Here is a 16,261-nt window from a genome sequence, read left to right as displayed (position 1 = left end):
GCAACCCCGCCCGCCCTTGCCGCTATCCGCGGGCGGCGCGGCGTACGAGCTCGTGCCAGACCTCGTCGACCCGGGCCTCCAGGTCGTCGAGCGAGCCTTCGTTGGGGATCACCAGGTCGGCGGCGGCCAGGCGTTGCTCCCGGTCGACCTGGGCGGCGATGCGGGCCTTGGCGTCGGCCTCCGCCATGCCGCGATGCTCGGCCAGGCGCCTGATCCGCACCTCGTCGGCCGCGTCGACCACGATCACCAGGTCGTACATGGGCGCGAGCTTGTTCTCCACCAGCAGCGGCACGTCGTAGACCAGGATCGCGTCGTCGGCCGCCTGCCCCTGGAGCTCGGCCACCCGCTCGCCCACCAGCGGATGCACGATCGCGTTGAGCGCGGCCAGCCGGTCGGGGTCGGCGAAGACCACCGAGCCCAGCCGTTCCCTGTTCAGCGAGCCGTCGGGGTGCAGCACGCCCTCCCCGAACGCCGCCACCACCCGGGCCAGGCCCACCGTGCCGGGCTCGACCACCTCACGCGCGATCTTGTCAGCGTCGACCACGACGGCGCCTCTGGCCGCCAGCCGCCTGGACACCTCGCTCTTGCCCGAGCCGATGCCGCCGGTGAGCCCAATCTTCAGCACCGGAAAAGACTATCCATCCCGCCGCACCCGTCGAGCCCGGTGTTCAGGCCGGCCGGCGGCGCAGGTGGATCAGGGTCAGGTGGTCGTCCATGCGCTCGCGGTGGGTCTCCCGGTAGCCGAGCCGCCGGTACAGGCGCAGGTTCCCGTCCGACAGGTGGCCCGTGAACAGGTCGAACGCCTCCGCCTCCGGCACCTGCTCGTGCAGCGCCTCCAGCAGGGCCGTGCCGAGCCCCTGCCCCTGCCGGTCGGGCGCGACGACGAGCCGGCCGATCAGGCAGGTGGTGCCGGCCACCTGGCCGCGCACGGCGCCGACGATCCGGCCCGCGTCCACGGCCTTGAGCACGACGGCCGTCTCGACGGCCTTGCGCACCTGTTCCAGCGACTCCACCAGCGGCGGGATGTAGGGGTCGCCGTAGAGCTGGGCCTCGCTCACGTACGCGGCCCGCTGGAGGGTGAGGATCTCTCCCGCGTCCGCCGCCACCGCCCGTTCGACCATCACGTCAGCACCCTATCGGCCTGATTCTCCACCCGGCCTGGGAAATCTCGGCTACGGGGCGTCCCCCGCCGTCAGCTCGCCCGGGCAGAACGTGCCCGGCTTCGGCAGGACGCCGTTGACCAGGTAGTCGTGCACCTTCGTGCGCAGGCAGGCCGCCCGCAGCCTGCTCACCCCCTGTGCCAGGTACGCGCCCTGCCCGTCCCCGTGCCACAGCAGCCGCGCCCCGGGGATCTGCGCGGCTGCCCGCGCGGCCCCGGAGGACGGCGTGCCGTTGTCCAGCCGTCCCACGCCGACCAGCACCGGCGGCACCTTGAGCCCGGCCGCCACCGGGTGCGGCGGCCAGCCGGGCGACCGCGCCGCGCCCAGGCACCTGGCGGCCTCCGCCCTCCCGCTCAGCCACCCCACCCGCGGCGCCGCCCTCCGCAACCGCGCCTCCACCTGCAGGAACCGGCGATAGCCCGGCACGGCCAACCCGAAGTCACGGCACCACCTGACCCCTTCCACGTCCCCCGGCACGGCCTCCCCAGCCGCTGTCCCGGGAGCCTGTCGCTGCGTTGCCGCCTGCGGCGGGCCGGGAACCGCCGTGCCGGCGGCCGGTGTTCGTTCCGGTTGCTCGGCGGGGATCAGGGCGGCCAGGCCCGTGGCGTCGCCCGTTCTCGCTGCGGAGAGGGCGTGGGCGAGTGCCGGCCAGCGCGCCGGGGTGAGGCCCGCCCATACGGCGGCGGCGACCTCGTTCCGGCTCACCCTGCGTTCGCCGCCGCCCGGCCGCAGAGGCGCGCGCCTGACCAGGGCGTCGAACACCCGGACGGCGTCCGCGTGGCCGAGCGGGCAGCCGGGACGGGTCCGGCACCAGTCGCGGAAGTGGCCGAGCTGCCGTTCCTGGGCACGGGCCTGGGCGAGCAACCGCCGTTCAAGCCCGGTCTCGGTGTGGTCGGGCAGCCCCTCCAGGTACATCCGCCCGGCCCGGCCGGGGAACAGCTCCAGGTACGCCTGCCCGTACACGCTTCCGTAGCCGTTGCCGAGGTAGCTCAGCCGGGACTCGCCCAGCGCGGCACGCACGGCGTCGAGGTCGTGGGCGACCTGCCAGGACGTGAGCCCGGCGTAGGCGGGCCCAAGCGCGGCGCGGCAGGAACGGTCGTAGGCGGCGTTGTCCCGGGCGAACGCGCGCCAGGCCGTGCGCCCCTCGGCCACCCGCAGCCGGGCCGGGTCGGGTTGCGAGCGGGGGCACACCCCCGTGGTCCCCCGTTCGCCGGCTCCGCGCGCCTCGACCAGCACCACGTCGAACCACCTGGCCAGTTCGCCCACGGTGTCCGGCCGGGCCCTGACCTCACGTACGACGGAGGCGGAACCGGTGTTGACCACCAGCGCCCCGAGCCGTCGCAGCGGGTCCTGGGCGGGCATCATGGCGAGTTCGACGGTCGTGCGGGTCTCGCGTGGCCTGGCCCAGTCGGCGGGCACGGACAACGTGGCGCACCGCAGCCCGTTCCCGCATTCGGACCAGGTGAGCGCCGCCGCCTCCCGTGCGGGCACCGACAGCTCGGCCGTGTCCCGTTCCGGCTCCGCGACGCGCATCGCCTGCCCGACTCCGCCGCCTGCCGCCGGGACCAGGACGGTGACCGCCGCCACCACCGGGATCACGCGCTGAACCATTCGCACCGCATCGCCCCCGAACGTTCGTGCCTCCAGCCGCCTGCCAGTTTCCCAGTGGGCGTCTGCGCAGGTAGAGAAGTCGCAAAAGGTCGTTGGGTAAAATCTTGCGACCGCTCGGCGGGCCGCGATACCCCCCTACAGGGTCACCGGCTGAGTTGCTCCAGTGCGGCGGTCGGGGCGTTCAGCTGGAGGGCGGTGTAGGCCTTGCGGGTGCTGGTCTCGCCGGAGATCAGCACGGCGCGGTCGTCGCGGCGGAAGGCGAGCAGGTGCCCGCCCGCGTCCAGGACGCTGACGCTGACCGGGACGCCGGCCGTCCCGGCGGCGGAGCGGGCGGCCGTGATCAGGGTCTCGGCGTCGGCGGTGGTCTCAGCGGTGTGACGGCGGTGGCGTTCATGAGGCTTCTCCTGTGGTGAGGCGGACAGGTGGTCAGTCGTGCACGAGGGCGGGAACCGGGACCGCGCCGGCCGCCTCACGCGCGGGCGCGCGGCGCTCCAGTGCGGCCGAGAAGACGGCCAGGACCAGGGCGGCGGCGGCCAGGAGGGCGCCCACCCAGTTCGGGGCCGTGTAGCCCAGGCCCGCGGCGATGACCAGGCCGCCCAGCCAGGCGGCGAGCGCGTTGCCGAGGTTGAACGCGCCGATGTTGACGGCGGAGGCCAGCGTCGGCGCGCCATGGGCCTGGTCGAGCACGCGCTTCTGCAGCGGCGGCACGGTGGCGAAGCCCAGCGCCCCCACCAGCAGGATGCTCGCGGCGGCGGCGACCTTGTTGTGCGCGGTCAGGGTGAACAGCGCCAGCACGACGGCGAGCCCGCCGAGGGTGGTGTAGAGCAGGGGCATCAGGGCGCGGTCGGCGAACCGGCCGCCGAGCAGGTTCCCGAGGAACATGCCGACGCCGAACAGCACGAGCAGCCACGTGACCGCGTCGGCGGAGTAGCCGGCCACCTGGGTCATCATCGGCGCGACGTAGGTGATCGCGGCGAAGACGCCGCCGAAGCCGAGCACGGTCATCGCCATCGCGAGCAGCACCTGCGGGTTGCGGAACGCCCTCAGCTCACCGCGCAGGCGGGTGCCCTCGGCCCGGGGCATGGCGGGCACGAGCACGGCGATGCCGAGCAGGCCGACCAGTCCCAGCACGGCGACGATCGCGAACGTGGTGCGCCAGCCCACCGCCTGCCCGATGAAGGTGCCCAGCGGCACGCCCACGACGTTCGCGACGGTCAGGCCGGTGAACATGGTGGCGATGGCGCCGGCCTTCTTGTGCGGGGCGACCATGTCGGCGGCGGCCACCGAGCCGATGCCGAAGAACGCGCCGTGGGCCAGTGAGGCCACGATGCGGCCGGCGAGCATCGTGCCGAAGCCCGGCGCCAGCGCGGACAGCAGGTTGCCGGCCACGAACAGGCCCATCAGCACGAGCAGCATCGTCTTGCGGCTGATCCTGGTGCCGAGCGCCGTCATCAGCGGGGCGCCGATGACCACGCCGATCGCGTAGCCGGTGACCAGCAGGCCCGCGGTGGGGATGGACACGCCGTAGTCGCCGGCGATCTCGGGCAGCAGGCCCATGATCACGAACTCGGTGGTGCCGATCCCGAAGGCCCCGATGGCCAGGGCGAGGAGTGCGAGAGGCATCGCGCGACCCTTCATGTGATTGCTGGTGCACTTTGCAAGCTCCGACAATAGTTGCACACGCGCTATAAGTGCAAACGCGGGCATTTGCCCGCGCCGCTCGGCAAGGCCAGGGTCGCCGGGCGGCGAAGCCCGCCCTCGGGCTGGACGATCTCCAGGTTGGCGCCGCCGGAACCCCCCTGGACGCGCAAAGGCAGGGCCGTGGAACGGGATGGAACGCCCTGCCGGTAGAGACGGGCAACCGGAGAGGAGCGAGGTTGAAGCTGTCGAGAGGATTTCGATCGGTTCTGGTCGGGGCCGCGCTGGTGGCGACCGGCGTCCACGCGTCCCCGGCGGAGGCCGCCGGGGCGCCCATCGTGCACGCGTGGGGGTACAACTTCTTCGGCCAGGTCGGCAACGGCACGAACGACACCCCCGTCACCCGGCCGATCCCGATGGTCTCCGCGGGCGGCCACGACGTGGTCCAGGTGAGCGGCGTCTACCTGGAGAGCTACGGCCTGCACGCCGACGGCTCGCTGTGGACGTGGGGCGACGGAACCCGGCAGATCCCCGAGCCGGTGCCCGGCCTGCCGCCTATCAAGCAGGTCAGCAGCGGCATCGGCCACACCCTGGCCGTGGGACGGGACGGCTCGCTCTGGGCGTGGGGCTCCAACGACTTCGGCGAACTGGGCGACGGCACCACCACCCGCACCCCGACCCCGGTCAGGGTGCCGATCACCGGCGTCGTCCAGGCGGCCGCGGGGTCGGGCTTCAGTCTCGCCCTGAGGTCGAACGGCGAGGCGTTCGCCTGGGGGCTCAACCGCTTCGGGCAGCTGGGCGACGGCACGACCACCCGGCGCGCGACCCCGGTCCGGGTGAAGGTCCCGTACGGGATCACGCAGGTGTCGGCCACGGGCGAGTTCGGGATGGCGCTGCGCAACGACGGCTCGGTCTGGTCCTGGGGAAACAACTTCTCCGGCGAGCTGGGGGACGGCACCACCACGGACCGCTCCACACCCGTCCGCGTGGACCGGCACGTGTCCGGCATCACCGAGATCTCCGCGGGCATCGGGCACACGCTGGCGCTCGGCGGCGACGGCACCGTCTGGGCCTGGGGCAGGAACTGGGCCGGCCAGCTCGGCGACGGCACGGTGAACGACCACGCCACCCCGGTCCGCCTCGGCCTGTCCGGCGTCACCCACGTCAGCGCGGGCCAGGGTGAGAGCCTGGCCGTCGACTCCGCCGGCGCGCTGCGCTACTGGGGCGACAACACCTACGGCCAGGCCGGCAACGGCGTCGCGAGCGCGGGCAATCCTGTTCTCGCTCCGGCGGTGGTCGGCGGCCTGAGCGGTGTGGTGACCGCGAGCGCCGGCATCGCGGTCCTGGCCGTCGCGGCGCCGGGATCGGTCGTGGTGCCCGACCTGACCGGGACGCTTGGAATCCTGGCGAGCCGGCCGCTGCTCGCCGTCGGCCTCCTGCTCGGCACCGGGAGCACGACGCCGGACGACCGTCTGTGCAACCACCTGGGCGAGGTCGTCGGCCAGAGCCCGCAGCCGGGCGGCACCGTGCCCGCGGGCTCAGGCGTGGACATCGTCGTCGCGGTCCGGCCGCGCGCCGGCTGCCTCTGAGCGCCCGCGATCGGTTTATACACCGCGTATATACTCCCGAGGTATATTGCTGGCGTGGTTCACACGATCAAGCACCTGACATCAGTCCGTCCGCGTCGTGACAGGACGGCGGTCGCCGCCGGGCTGGCCGCCGTCCTGGCCGCCGGGCTCGTCCACGCCTCTCCCGCCGCGGCGTCCGGGACGCCTGCGCCGTACCTGCCGGCCCCCACCGGGTCGCGGCCGGTCGGCACCACGTCCCTGTACCTGAAGGACACCTCGCGTCCCGACCCCTGGGTCCCCTCGGTCAAGGCGCGCGAGCTCATGGTCTCGCTGTGGTACCCGGCCAGGTCGCCGGGCCGTCACCGGGCCCCGTACATGACGGCGAAGGCGTCCGAGCTGCTGCTCAAGGACGGCGGGATCACCGACCTCCCGCCCGACATCCTGAGCAGGACCCGGACCAACGCCTTCACCGACGCCCGCCCCGCCGGACGGCCCCGCAGCCTGCCCCTCGTCGTCCTGTCCCCCGGGCACAGCAAGCCCCGGACCGAGCTCACGGCCCTGGCCGAAGAGCTGGCGAGCCGCGGCTACGTGGTGGCCGCCGTCGACCACACCTACGAGAACGTCGCCACCTCCTTCCCCGACGGCCGGGTCACCACCTGCGTCACGTGCGAGATCGACGACAAGGGCCCGGCCTGGTGGGCGAAGCTGGAGAAGAGCCGGGCGGCCGACGTGTCGTTCGTGCTCGACCAGCTCACCGGCGCACACGCGAAGTGGAAGGGGGCCGGCCTCGTCGACCCGTCCAGGATCGCCATGGCCGGTCACTCGGCGGGCGGCGCGGCGACCGTCGCGTCCCTACTGGCCGACAGCCGACTGCGCGCCGGCATCGACCTCGACGGCAGCGTGGAGACGACGCTCCCGGAGGCCGGGTCGTCACGGCCGTTCCTGTTCCTGGGCAAGCCGGCCACGTACACGCCGGGCAAGGGCGACTCGGCCGCCTCGTGGGAGCGCGTCTGGACGCGGCTGAACGGCTGGAAGCGCTGGCTGCTGCTCACGGGAGCCGCGCACACGTCCTTCACTGACCTGGGCGTCCTGATGGACCAGCTCGGCCTTGAGGACGGCGCCGACGTCCCCGGCACCCGCGCACTGGCGGTCACCCGCGCCTACGTCACGGCCTTCTTCGACCAGCACCTGCGCGACAGGCCCCAGCCCCTGCTGGACAAGCCGTCGGCCGACGTCCCCGAGGTCAGGTTCTGCGCCCCGGAGGAGGAGACCTGCGCGTGAGACAGGGCGATCCGCGGCGCGCATAATGACAGCCATCGGCCCGTCTCCTTGGAGCGTCCATGGATCGACTGTTCGTGCGCCTGGTTCTCTATCTGGTCAGGTTCGCCGGGGCCGTGGCGGGGGTGTGGGGCGTCGCCTACGCCGTCAACGGCGCCACGCAGGCGGGCGGGGCCATCACCGTACGCGTCCTCCAACTGCCGCAGGCCACCGATCGGCTGGGGCTGAGCGGGGTGCGGCTCCCCGGGGGCGTCTCCCTGGCCGACGGCGAGCTGCCGCTTCAGGTGTGGGGATCGACGGCGGCCGAGCAGGTCGTCTCACGCTCGGACGTCCTGCTGGGCGGTCTGTGCGCGCTCGTCGCCGCCTTCCTGCTCGGCCGCCTGCTGACGTCCGTGTTCGAGGGGGAGCCGTACCGCCGGGGCAACGCGGCGCGGGTCGCCTGGCTCGCCGTCCTGGTGTTCGTCTCCGGGGTGGGACAGGCGCTGCCGGGGGTCGCCGTGGCCTCGGTGCTCGACCGCACCGGGCTGGGCGGGACGTTCGGGCCCGCGCCAGGGCTGTCGTGGGTGCCGTTCGCGGGCGCCGCGTTCCTGCTGGCGCTGGCCGTGGCGCTGCGCGCGCGACGGCGGGCGTCCCCGGCGCCGTAGTCCGCGCCGGGGACACCCGAGGACGTCAGACCGACGGGACGGCCGCCCGGCCGGTGCGGGCCGACTCCTGCGCCGCCAGCGCGAAGGCCAGGACCTCCCGGCCCTGCTCGCCGGTGAGCGCCGGCGGGGTGCCGTTGAGCAGGGCGTCCACGAAGTGCTGCCCTGACCGGACGAAGCTCGTCTCCCAGCCGGTCGGCATGTCGTCGTAGCCGGTGGTGACGCCGTCGCGGTGCAGCACGACCGGGGCGACGTCGAGCATGCGGCCGTGGCCGCGGGTGATCCAGATGACGCCGCGGGTGCCGGTGATCTCCACCCGGTCGTCCTGGGCGTAGTGCACGGTGTCGAGCTTCAGCTCCGGCGAGTAGACGACCTCCAGCGCGCCGACCGCGCCGTCGGGGTGCGTCCAGCTCACCATGGACGGCGCGTCGATCAAGCCGTCGTAGCTGCTGCCGACGAAGGCGTGGACGCGGTCGGCCAGGCCCAGGAAGTGCCAGGCGATGGCGAACTTGTGGTGCCCGTCGTCGAAGACCAGCGGGCCGCCGCCGGACTGCTCGGGGTCGGCCCGCCAGGCGCTGGCGGCCGCGGGCACCTCCCAGGCGGTGGGGCTCCAGCCGGGGTTGGACTTGAGCCGGATGCTCCGCACCTCGCCGATCTCGCCGGCCTCGACGAGCGCCTTGGCCCGCTGGACGGGCGGGTAGAAGACGAAGTTCTCGAACACCTTGAACACGACGTGGCGCTCCGCCGCACGGGCGATCATGGCGTCGGCGTCGGCCAGGCTCGTCGCCATCGGCTTCTGCAGCGAGACGTGCTTGCCCGCGTCCATCGCGTCGAGCGTCACCTGGGCGTGCAGGTGGTGGGGGACGAGGATCTCCACCATGTCCACGTCGTCCCGGGCGAGCAGCTCGCGGTAGTCGGCGTGCCGGTCCCGTTCGGCCACGCCCCAGGCCGCCCCGCGGGTGTCGCGGTTGCCGGGGACGGGATCGCAGACGGCCGTGATCACCGCCTCGGGGTGCTCCAGGTACGCCTGGGCGTGCAGGTCGGAGATGCGGCCGCAGCCGATGATGCCAACGCGGATCACTGGGACTCCTGAATCTCTTTCTAGCCCTTGACCGCCCCGGCCGTGAGGCCGGCGATGAAGTGCTTCTGGAAGGCGATGAAGATGGCGACTGTGGGAAGGCTGGCGAGCACGGCCATGGCCGCCTGCACGCCGTAGGCGATGGAGAACTGGCCCTGCTGCTGGAGGATGCCGACCATCACGGTCCGCATGGTGTCGGAGCGGGTGAAGACCAGCGGGTAGAGGAAGTCGTTCCAGATGAAGGTGAACTGGAGCGTGGCCAGGGCCGCCAGCGCGGGCCGGGTCATCGGCAGCACGATGGAGGCCAGGATGCGCGGCTCGCTCGCGCCGTCGACCAGGCCGGCCGCCCGCAGTTCCATCGGGAGGCTGCGGAAGAAGTTGCGCATGACGAGCGTGCACAGGGAGATGCCGTAGCCGGAGTGGACGACGATCATCGGCCAGAGCGTGTCGTACAGGCCGGTCGCGTTGAACCCCTGGAACAGCGGGATCAGCAGGATCTGCGGCGGCACGAACAGCCCGGCCAGCAGGAAGAACCCGATGAGCTCGCCGAAGCGGGGCCGCAGCGCGGCGATCGCGTACCCGGCGAGGGTGCCGAGCGCGACCGAGACCGCCGTCGCGGGGACCGTCACCAGGACCGAGTTGAGCAGGTAGCGCCCGGTGCCGCCGACGGAGAACGCCTGGAGGTAGTTGTCCAGGCTGAGGCTGCCGCTCGGGGCCCAGAGCCCGTTGGCGGCGATGTCGGCGTCGGACTTCAGCGAGGTGTACAGCACGCCCAGGCAGGGGACGAGGAACACCACCGCGAACCCCAGCAGCGCCGCCGCCAGCGGAACTCTCGACGCGCCCTTCTCCCTGGCGGCCGTCGTGGCCGGGAGCGCGGGCCGGGTGGCCAGGACGGTCTCAGGCATGCCGGTCCCTCCAGGCATTCCAGGCGAAGAACATTCCGATGATCACGATCGAGACCACGAACAGCACGATCGACACGGCGCTGCCGTAGCCGAAGTCGTAGGTCTTGAACGACACGCGGTAGGCGAGCACGGCCAGCGTCTCGGTCTGTCGGAACGGTCCACCGCCGGTCATGACGTAGACGATGTCGAAGCTCTTGAGCGCGTTGATCAGGCTCAGCGAGATGACCACCACGGACGAGGGCCGCAGGGCGGGCAGCACGACCGCGCGCAGCCGCTGCCAGGGGCCGGCGCCGTCCATGTGCGCCGCCTCGGTCAGGTCACGCGAGACCGAGGTGAGGCCGGCCAGGAAGATGACCATGGCCAGGGTCACCTGCTGCCAGCCCCAGGCGACCATCACCGCCCACAGGGCCGTGTCCGGGTCCGACAGCCAGGCGTGCGCCAGCGACCCGAGCCCGACGGCGTCGAGCAGGAGGTTGAGCAGGCCGTCCTCGGGCCGGTAGATCCAGAACCAGACCTGGCCGACCACCACGAGGGACAGCGCGAGCGGCAGGAAGAAGAACGACTTGATCAGCTTGGCGAAGCGCGTGACGCGGTTGAGCGCCAGCGCCAGCGCCAGGCCGACGACGGTGGGCACCAGCACGCCCACCACCGTCCAGATCAACGTGTTGACCAGCGCTCTCGCGAAGCTCGGGTCGGCGGCCATCCTGCGGAACTGGGCCAGCCCGACGAAGTCGCCGCCACCGACCGCCTGCCAGTCGGTGAAGCCGTGCGCGAAGGAGTACAGCGCCGGCCACACGACGGCGATGCCGTACGCGAGGAGCGGTGCGGCGAGGAATCCCCAGGCCCACCAGGTCCGCCGGATCGTCATCCGCGCGTACCTCCTTTCTGTCGATTGTTGTGAGATGTCTCGGGCAGGTGGCCCCGGGCGCTCGGCGACGGCCCGGGGCCACCGCCGGTCAGGAGCCGGCGAACACGCCTTCGGCGGTGCTCTGCGCCTCCTTCAGCGCGGAGGCGGCGTCGGCGGGGTTGTTGACGAACTGCGCGAGCGCGTTGAGGCCGGCGTCGGACATCTCCGGGGTGGTCGCCAGGTCGTAGTTGAAGGCGAAGGCGGGGGCGTCGCCGACCACCTTGGCGGCCTTGTGCAGGATCGCGTTCTGCTTGCTCAGGTCGGCCTTGGGGTTGGGCGCCAGCGCGCCCTGCGTGAGCGCGACGGCCTGCTGGGCCTCGGGCGCGGCCAGGCAGGCGAGCACCTTCTCGGCCCCGGCCTTGTTGCCGGCGCCGGCCGAGATGGCGAAGCCGTCCACGGGGCCGAGCGCGGCCTGCGGCACGCCGGGGGTGATCTCGGGGAAGGGGAAGAAGTCGTACCCCTCGCCCGCCTTGACCTGGTTGCCGTCCCAGTAGCCGCTGATCCAGGTGCCCATGAGGGTCATCGCGGCCTTGCCGGAGGAGACCATGTCGCTGGCGTCGGGCCAGTCGTAGCCGTTGGGGTTGTCGTTGAAGTAGCCCTTGTCGAAGAGCTGCTTCCACCGGTCGAACGTCTGGGTGACCTGCGGGTCGGTGTACTTGGCCTTGCCGGCCATGAGCTGGGCCCGGTAGTCGGGGCCGGCCGTGCGCAGGAGCAGGTAGTCGAACCAGAACTGGGCGGGCCAGCGGTTCTTCGAGCCCAGCGCGAACGGGGTGATCCCGGCGGCCTTGAGCTTGTCGGCGGCGGCCATCAGGTCGTCCCAGGTCTTGGGCATCTCGGTGATGCCGGCCTTGGCCATGACCTTGGGGTTGTAGAACATGCCGACGTAGTGGTAGTCGAGGGGCAGCAGGTACTTCTGGCCGCCGTAGGTGGCCGCGGCCTTGGTCAGGTTCTCGGGGATGGCCTGGTCGAGGCCGGACTTGGCCCACATGTCGTCGAGCGGCGCCAGGCGCTTCTGGTCGACGAGGTACTGGGTCTTGGCGCCCGCCCAGTACGACAGCAGGTCGGGCGGGTTGCTGCCGGCGAGCTGCACCAGGATGGCGTCCTTGAACGCCTCCTGCTCCGCCGGGCTGTTCTTGATCTTCTGACCGGACTGCTTCTCGCAGATCGACAGCACCTGGGCCATCGCCTTGCTGCCGCCCTCGTCGCTGAAGTAGTGGACCATGCTGACCTCGTTCGCGGCCGGGGAGCCGGAGCCCCCCGACCCGGCGTCCGTCCCGCAGGCGGCGGAGAGGAGCACCGCGGCCGAGGCCGCCGCCGCCAGCTTGACCGCGCGCCGCTGAACGGCAACGCTGTTGTTCGTCATCCGTGGATCTCCGTGGGTGATGGTGGGTGGGCGTCGAACTTCGCGGGGACACGCCCACCCACTTGCTGGGTGATTCGGAACGCGGCGACCGTGACCATGCGGCCGAGGTCGCCGATTCTCGCGAGGGTGACCCGCGAGGCAGGCCCGGAAATCCCGATGGAGGCCAGCGGGACGCCGTGCAGGTTGAAGATCGGGGCCGCCACGCATCTGACGTCGAGGTTGAGCTCCTCGTCGTCGATCGCGTAGCCGCGGCGGCAGACCTGCGCCAGGTCGGCGGAGAGGCTGTCGATGCCCGTGTGCGTGCGCATCGTGTAGGCGGTGAACGGGTCGGGCAGCAGCTCGGCCAGCTCTTCTGGGGTGGCGGTGCAGTAGAGGGCCTTGCCGGTGGAGGAGGCGTAGATGATCGGCTGGGCGCCGATCTCGGTCTCGACCGTGATCCGGCCGCCGCGCTGCCGTTCCTGGGCGACGTACACGCCGCCGCCGCGCGTGCGGCGGGCCAGGTGCACGGCCTCGCCGGTGGCGGCGGACAGCTCGCGCATGACCGGTCCGGCGGTGGAGACGAGGTCGACCCCGCGCAGCACCTGGCCGGCCAGGGAGATCATCCCCGTCGAGACCCGGAAGATCTTGGTCGCCGGGTCCTGCTCGACGTAGCCGCGGTCCTCCAGCACCCGCAGCAGCCGGTGGACGTTGCCCTTGTCCGCGTTCACCTCGCGGGCCAGCGCGGTCACGCCGAGCCCTTCGGGGCGGCGGGCCAGCCCTTCGAGGACGTCCAGCCCGGTGAGCAGGGCACCCGCCGCGCGGGAGGCGGGCAGCGAGTCGGTGGTCGGATCAGCCATGGCCGTAGTCAACCTGCCCAGTTGTCCGGACGTCAACTCCGTTGTGCCCTGTGCGGTCACATCGTCCTCCTCTCGTGACCTGGCCGGATGCTCTAACAGACATCGAAGTCGGCGCCCTCGTGGGCCTGGAGCACGTGGTCGTGGTGCAGGCGCCGCCAGCCGCGCTCGGGCGGCGCCGGCGGGGCCCAGCCCTCCCGGCGGCGGGCCAGCTCGTCCGGGTCGACCAGCAGCGCCAGCTCCCCCGCCGCGGCGTCGAGGCGGATGCGGTCGCCGTCGCGCACCAGCGCGAGCGGGCCGCCGACCGCGGCCTCCGGCGACACGTGCAGGACGACCGTCCCGTACGCGGTGCCGCTCATCCGCGTGTCGGACACCCGGACCATGTCGCGCACGCCGTCCCTGGCCAGCTTCGCCGGGATCGGCAGCGACCCGGCCTCGGGCATGCCGCCGCCCACCGGCCCCGCGTTGCGCAGCACCAGCACCGAGTCGGGCGTGACGGGCAGGTCCGGGTCGTCGATCCGGCGGGCCACGTCCTCGGGCGACTCGAAGACGACGGCGGGACCCTCGTGCCGCAGCAGCGCGGACGTGGCCGCCGACACCTTGATCACCGCGCCGTCGGGGGCGAGGTTGCCGCGCAGCACCGCCAGCGCGCCGGTGGGCCCGAGCGGGTCCTCCAGGGTGCGGATGGTGGTCTGCCAGTCGGCGGGCGGGGCGACCCCGGCCAGCCGGTCACGCAGGGTGCCGCCCTCCACGACCGGGACGTCCAGGTCGAGGAGCGGTTCCAGCGCCTTCATCAGCACCGGCACGCCGCCGGCCCGGTGGAGGTCCTCCATGTAGCCGACGCCCGACGGCTTGCAGTCGACCAGCAGCGGCACCCGTCCGGCGATGGCCGACACGTCGTCGAGCCCGAACGGCACGCCCGCGCGCCTGGCCACCGCCAGCAGGTGGATCACGGCGTTGGTCGAGCCGCCCAGCGCCATCAGCACGGTGACCGCGTTGGCCAGGGCCCCGGCGGTGACGATCGAGGACGGCCTGCGCCCGGCGCGGGCGGCCTCGACCGCGATCCGCCCGGAACGCACGCCGGCGCGGAGCCGGTCGCCGGTGGGCGCGGGAGCCGTGGCCGTGCCCGCCGGGCTCATGCCCAGGGCCTCGGCCAGGCAGGCCATGGTGGAGGCGGTCCCCATGACCATGCAGGTGCCGCCGGTCGTGGCCAGGGCGCCGCGCACGTCGGCGATGTCGCCCTCGTCCAGCTCCCCGGCCCGGTGCCTGGCCCACATCGAGCGGCAGTCGGTGCACGCGCCGAGCCGGGTGCCGCGCCAGGTGCCGGTGAGCATGGCCCCGGCCACGAGCTGCACGGCCGGGACGTCCGCCGAGACCGCGGCCATGAGCTGGGCGGGCACGGTCTTGTCGCACCCGCCGGCCAGCACCACGGCGTCCATCGGCTGGCCCTTGACCAGCTCCTCGGTCTCCAGCGCGGCCAGGTTCCTGAAGAGCATCGACGTGGGCGACATGAGGATCTCGGGCAGCGACATGGCCGGGAAGGGCACCGGCAGGCCGCCCGCCTCCAGCACCCCTCGGGCGACCGCCTGCACGAGCTGCGGCATCTCCCGGTGGCAGGTGGTGAACCCGCCGCTGGTGTCGGCGATGCCGACGACCGGCCGGTCGAGGTCCTGCTCGTCGTACCCGGAGGAGGCCAGGAAGGCCCGGCGCAGGAAGCGGCTGAAGCCCTCGTCGCCGTAGGAGGTCAGGCCACGGTCGACACCACGCGGTTCGTTGCCGTGGGAGGCCGGGTCGTGGTCGGCGTCACGTGGTTCGTTGACGGTCATCAGGCCCCCCGGAGCCGCAGGTTGACGTACTTGGCGACGGTGTAGTCCGCCAGCCCCTCGGTGCCGCCCTCCCGGCCGAAGCCGGACTGCTTGACCCCGCCGAACGGGGCCTCCGCGGTGGCGATCGTGAGCTCGTTGACCCCGACCATCCCGGTCTCCAGCTCCTCGCTTGCCCGGAAGGCGGTGGCCAGGTCCTCGGTGAAGACGAACCCCGCCAGGCCGAACGGCGTGGCGTTCGCCCGGGAGACCGCCTCCTCGAAGGTGGCGAAGGTGCTGATGGGCGCGATCGGGCCGAACGGCTCCTCGACCATCACCCGCATGTCGTCGGACACGCCGGACAGCACGGTCGGCCGGTAGAAGTGCCCGCCCGGCAGGTCGGCGGGGCCGCCGCCGGCCAGCACGGTGGCCCCACGGGTCACCGCGTCCTCGACCAGCTCGTGGACGGCGGTCAGCCGTCTGGTCGTGGTCAGCGGGCCCACGTCGGTGGCCGGGTCGCGCCCGTCGCCGAGCCGCAGCGCGCGGGTCTCGTCGGCGAACGCCTCGGCGAAGGCGGCGGCGATGTCCTCGTGGACCAGGAACCGGCTGGGCGAGATGCACACCTGGCCGCTGTTGCGGAACTTGGCGCGGGCGCACATCCGGGCCGCCCGCTCGGGGTCGGCGTCGGGGAAGACCAGGACCGGGGCGTGCCCGCCCAGTTCCATCGAGACCGACTTGATCCCGCCGGCGGCCTGCCGCAGCAGCTCGGCGCCGACCGGGACCGAGCCGGTCAGGCTCACCTTGCGGATCACGTCGGAGGCGATCAGGTGGCGGGAGATGGCCGGGCCGTCGCCGGTGACGACGTTCAGCGCCCCGGCGGGCAGGCCGGCCTCGTCGGCGATCTCCGCGATGAGCAGCACGGACAGCGGCGCCTCCGCCGGGGCCATGACGATCACCGAGCAGCCGGCGGCCAGCGCCGGCGCGATCTTCCGGACCGGCAGCAGCGCGGGGAAGTTCCAGGCGGCGAACGCCGCGACCGGTCCCACCGGCTCGCGGCGGACGAAGATGCGGGTGTCGGGGTCGCGGGCCTCGACCGTCCTGCCGTAGACCCGGCGGGCCTCGTCGGCGTACCAGTCGAACTGGTCGGCGGCGGCCAGCACCTCCCCCTCGGCCTGGGCCAGCGGCTTGCCCTGGTCGAGCGTCATGACCATGGCGAAACGTCCGGCCTGCGCGCGGATGCCGTCGGCGATGCGGCGCAGGATCCGCGAGCGTTCCCAGGGCTGCGTCCGCCGCCAGGTCGCGAAGCCCTCGGCGGCCGCGTCCAGGGCCAGGTCGAGGTCGTGCGGGCGGGCGATCGGCAGCTCGGCCAGCAGCTCGCCGTCGGCGGGGTTGTGCACGGGGAAGGTCTCGTCCGCCCGGTGCCAGGCGCCGGCCACGTACATCGCGGCGGGCGGGAGCGGGTGATGGTTCATGGGGT

The 16,261-nt window shown here is 72.9% G+C and carries 15 protein-coding genes; 3 read left to right on the top strand and 12 right to left on the bottom strand.

The features are described from left to right. Window positions 1-22: 22 nt before the first annotated feature. From coaE to ACIA8R_RS17175, 5 genes are all read right to left on the bottom strand, one after another. Complete coding sequence (gene coaE / locus ACIA8R_RS17195; protein WP_357704454.1) at window positions 23-625, bottom strand: dephospho-CoA kinase; 603 nt, start codon at window positions 623-625, stop codon at window positions 23-25. A gap of 43 nt (window positions 626-668) precedes the next feature. Continuing rightward, the gene (locus ACIA8R_RS17190) at window positions 669-1,121 is read right to left on the bottom strand and encodes a GNAT family N-acetyltransferase (protein ID WP_397039245.1); all 453 of its coding nucleotides are present in this window, start codon (window positions 1,119-1,121) and stop codon (window positions 669-671) included. A gap of 51 nt (window positions 1,122-1,172) precedes the next feature. After that, window positions 1,173-2,759 carry an alpha/beta hydrolase gene (locus ACIA8R_RS17185; protein ID WP_397039114.1) on the bottom strand — a complete coding sequence of 529 codons (1,587 nt, stop codon included), beginning with the start codon at window positions 2,757-2,759 and terminating at the stop codon, window positions 1,173-1,175. A gap of 155 nt (window positions 2,760-2,914) precedes the next feature. After that, window positions 2,915-3,244 carry a heme-binding protein gene (locus tag ACIA8R_RS17180; protein ID WP_397039113.1) on the bottom strand — a complete coding sequence of 110 codons (330 nt, stop codon included), beginning with the start codon at window positions 3,242-3,244 and terminating at the stop codon, window positions 2,915-2,917. Further along, window positions 3,198-4,394: an MFS transporter gene (locus ACIA8R_RS17175; protein ID WP_397039111.1), complete on the bottom strand. Its 1,197-nt coding sequence runs from the start codon at window positions 4,392-4,394 to the stop codon at window positions 3,198-3,200. Before ACIA8R_RS17175 ends, ACIA8R_RS17180 begins: the two co-directional genes overlap by 47 nt. Window positions 4,395-4,648: 254 nt before the next feature. On the opposite strand from ACIA8R_RS17175, the gene ACIA8R_RS17170 reads away from it, so the two are divergent. Genes ACIA8R_RS17170 through ACIA8R_RS17160 form a run of 3 tightly spaced genes read left to right on the top strand, consistent with a single transcriptional unit; the run spans window position 4,649 to window position 7,899 of the window. Next, window positions 4,649-5,998 carry a hypothetical protein gene (locus ACIA8R_RS17170; protein ID WP_364092647.1) on the top strand — a complete coding sequence of 450 codons (1,350 nt, stop codon included), beginning with the start codon at window positions 4,649-4,651 and terminating at the stop codon, window positions 5,996-5,998. Between the two features lie 54 nt (window positions 5,999-6,052). Then, a complete protein-coding gene (locus tag ACIA8R_RS17165) occupies window positions 6,053-7,258 on the top strand; it encodes an alpha/beta hydrolase family protein (RefSeq protein ID WP_397039110.1) in 1,206 nt (401 codons plus the stop codon). A 59-nt stretch (window positions 7,259-7,317) separates the two neighbouring features. Further along, window positions 7,318-7,899, top strand: coding sequence for a hypothetical protein (locus tag ACIA8R_RS17160; protein WP_397039108.1), 582 nt, complete (start codon window positions 7,318-7,320; stop codon window positions 7,897-7,899). A 25-nt stretch (window positions 7,900-7,924) separates the two neighbouring features. Here the strand turns inward: ACIA8R_RS17160 and ACIA8R_RS17155 are convergent, their stop codons facing one another. The 7 genes from ACIA8R_RS17155 to ACIA8R_RS17125 form a co-directional block, all read right to left on the bottom strand. Continuing rightward, a complete protein-coding gene (locus tag ACIA8R_RS17155) occupies window positions 7,925-8,977 on the bottom strand; it encodes a Gfo/Idh/MocA family protein (protein WP_397039107.1) in 1,053 nt (350 codons plus the stop codon). A 20-nt stretch (window positions 8,978-8,997) separates the two neighbouring features. Further along, window positions 8,998-9,879, bottom strand: a complete 882-nt coding sequence (locus ACIA8R_RS17150) for a carbohydrate ABC transporter permease (RefSeq protein ID WP_397039105.1) — start codon at window positions 9,877-9,879, stop codon at window positions 8,998-9,000. After that, a complete protein-coding gene (locus ACIA8R_RS17145; protein ID WP_364092657.1) occupies window positions 9,872-10,747 on the bottom strand; it encodes a sugar ABC transporter permease in 876 nt (291 codons plus the stop codon). The genes ACIA8R_RS17150 and ACIA8R_RS17145 overlap by 8 nt, the downstream gene beginning before the upstream one ends. 88 nt (window positions 10,748-10,835) lie before the next feature. Next, a complete protein-coding gene (locus ACIA8R_RS17140) occupies window positions 10,836-12,149 on the bottom strand; it encodes an ABC transporter substrate-binding protein (protein WP_397039104.1) in 1,314 nt (437 codons plus the stop codon). Beyond that, window positions 12,146-12,985, bottom strand: coding sequence for an IclR family transcriptional regulator (locus ACIA8R_RS17135; protein ID WP_364092661.1), 840 nt, complete (start codon window positions 12,983-12,985; stop codon window positions 12,146-12,148). The genes ACIA8R_RS17140 and ACIA8R_RS17135 overlap by 4 nt, the downstream gene beginning before the upstream one ends. A 92-nt stretch (window positions 12,986-13,077) precedes the next feature. Continuing rightward, window positions 13,078-14,808: a dihydroxy-acid dehydratase gene (locus tag ACIA8R_RS17130; protein WP_397039102.1), complete on the bottom strand. Its 1,731-nt coding sequence runs from the start codon at window positions 14,806-14,808 to the stop codon at window positions 13,078-13,080. After that, window positions 14,808-16,256, bottom strand: coding sequence for an NAD-dependent succinate-semialdehyde dehydrogenase (locus tag ACIA8R_RS17125; protein WP_397039100.1), 1,449 nt, complete (start codon window positions 16,254-16,256; stop codon window positions 14,808-14,810). Before ACIA8R_RS17125 ends, ACIA8R_RS17130 begins: the two co-directional genes overlap by 1 nt. Between the last annotated feature and the right edge of the window lie 5 nt (window positions 16,257-16,261).

The organism is Nonomuraea sp. NPDC051191 (assembly GCF_044455665.1).
In the GTDB taxonomy this organism is placed as follows: Bacteria; Actinomycetota; Actinomycetes; order Streptosporangiales; family Streptosporangiaceae; genus Nonomuraea.
This window is presented reverse-complemented; position numbering and strand designations above follow the sequence as displayed.